General features: G+C 75.1%; 3 protein-coding genes. 2 read left to right on the top strand and 1 reads right to left on the bottom strand.

The window, feature by feature from the left end; genetic code table 11:
• Positions 1-54: 54 nt before the first annotated feature.
• On the bottom strand, positions 55-1,089 hold the full coding sequence (locus L1885_RS27830; RefSeq protein ID WP_235799914.1) for an NUDIX hydrolase: 1,035 nt from the start codon (positions 1,087-1,089) through the stop codon (positions 55-57).
• A 148-nt stretch (positions 1,090-1,237) separates the two neighbouring features.
• Here L1885_RS27830 and L1885_RS27825 point away from each other — a divergent pair, with 148 nt between their 5' ends.
• Positions 1,238-1,450: a DUF8839 family protein gene (locus tag L1885_RS27825; protein WP_235799913.1), complete on the top strand. Its 213-nt coding sequence runs from the start codon at positions 1,238-1,240 to the stop codon at positions 1,448-1,450.
• Complete coding sequence (locus L1885_RS27820) at positions 1,447-1,815, top strand: hypothetical protein (protein WP_235799912.1); 369 nt, start codon at positions 1,447-1,449, stop codon at positions 1,813-1,815. The genes L1885_RS27825 and L1885_RS27820 overlap by 4 nt, the downstream gene beginning before the upstream one ends.
• Positions 1,816-1,922 lie beyond the last annotated feature (107 nt).

Raw genomic sequence — 1,922 nt, 5'->3', positions numbered from 1 at the left:
CGCCGGCCGGGCGTCCGGGGCCCGAACCGGGCCCCTGGCCGCGCCCGCCCGCGCTCAGCCCACCGGAACGCCCGACTCCAGGTTCAGCACCCCGCCGCGCTCCCGGGCCCGCAGCGCCCAGCGCAGCCGGGCGAAGCGCGCGGGCGGCAACATGCCCGCCGCCTCCTCCTCCGTGACGAAGCGCCAGTCCCGCAGCTCCGGTCCCGGCAGCAGGATGCGCGCGTCCTTCGGCAGCACGCCGCCGTCGAACAGCAGCCGCAGACCGCCGTAGCCCGGCGGGTTCGGCGGCTCCCAGTCGACCACCAGCAGGCGCGGGACCTCGTCGAGCTCTATGCCCGTCTCCTCGGCGACCTCGCGGATGCCGGCGCGGGCGGGCGCCTCGCCGTGCTCCACGACCCCGCCGGGGAACTCCCAGCCCGGCTTGTACGTGGGGTCGACGAGCAGCACCCGGCCGGCGTCGTCGAAGAGCAGGACGCCCGACGCCAGGGTCTCCGACGTGGGCTCCGGCGTCATCACGATGTCCTGCACGGGGGCGGCGCCGCTGAGCACGGCGTCCGCGAGCCGCGCGGCGGCCTGCTTCGGCGTGAGGCCCGCCATGTCGAGCCGGTGCGCGTCCCGCCCCAGCCAGCCGGCCAGCGCGGCCCGGTAGGTGTCGAGCTGCTCGCCGCACCAGCGCCGTTCGCGCTCGTCCGGGCCGAGGCCGCCGCCGTCCTGCCCCCGTGCGGCGACCCTGGCGCGCAGGATCGTTTCGTCCGTTGACAGCAGCACATGCCGCACGGGTATGCGCCGGGCCGCGAGCCCGCCGAAGATCTCGTCGCGGTACTCCTGTCTGAGCAGGGTCATCGGCACGACCAGCACCCCGCCCAGCTCCGACAGGAGGGCCGCCGCCGTGTCCACCACCAGGCGCCGCCAGACCGGCAGGTCCTGGTAGTCGTCCACCTCCGCGAGCCGCTTCTGCGGGAGCAGACATCCGACGTGCGCGCCGACCAGTCCGGGGTCGTACAAGGTGCTGTTCGGGATCAGGTCGACCAGTTCGCGCGCCACGGAGGCCTTTCCCGCTCCGAACGCACCGTTGATCCAGACGATCACGGATCGATCCCCCTCTTCCTCAGCCCGTTGCCCGCTGCTTGACCCCTGTGGATTCCCCTCAACTACCTCCCACGGAAACCCTTGGCCCGAACCTCACGTACCAACGCGGACCGTAACGCTTTGCCCTGGGGCGTCGTTGGATACCGATGTGACAAGTGTGACAGGGGCTCGCAATGCTCCCAGAACGGTGCTCCAGGGGTTTCCGGCCGGCGGACCGCGCGGCAGTCTCCCCGCCGAGGAGTTCGCCCGCGCGCAGCGGGCCGAGGGGACGCCCGCCGAGGTCGTGATGGACCTCGACCGGGACCTGTTCCTCGTGGTCGTGGCCCGGCAGGCGGGGCCGGGCGCCGGGACCGGCGCGTGAGACCGGCCGGCCCCGCGGCGCTCGCACTGGCCCTCGCCTGCGGCGCGCTGGCGGCCGCCTCCGCACCCGCGGCCGCCGACAGCAGCGCCTGCACGCACGACTTCTCCGGGCCGCAGATCTGCGTCCGGCTGGACGGCCAGGGCGCGACCAACTCGGTCACGGGTATCTGGACCAACCCGCCGCCGGGCACCGTGGCCCGGGAGGTCTCGCTCCACGTCGACGGCCGGCTGGTCTCGACCGCGACGGCGACCCTGTCGGGCAGGGCCCTCCTGCACACGTGGGCCAGCAGCGACCTCGGCCACCGCACGAAGGTCTGCGTGACGTTCCGCGGCAGCGCACGCGCCGCCTGCCAGACGACCGGCTGACGGGACGCCGCTCCGGACGGCCGGGCTCCGGCGCCGGCGGACCGGCGGGCGGCGCGGCTTGGGACCCGCGGACCCGCGGCCCCGTCTGCCGGGGAGGGGCTGGGACG

The sequence above is a fragment of the Streptomyces fuscigenes genome (assembly GCF_021556455.1).
GTDB lineage: Bacteria > Actinomycetota > Actinomycetes > Streptomycetales > Streptomycetaceae > Streptomyces > Streptomyces fuscigenes.
The sequence above is the reverse complement of the archived record's forward strand: the minus strand, read 5'-3'. Positions and strand labels throughout refer to the sequence as shown.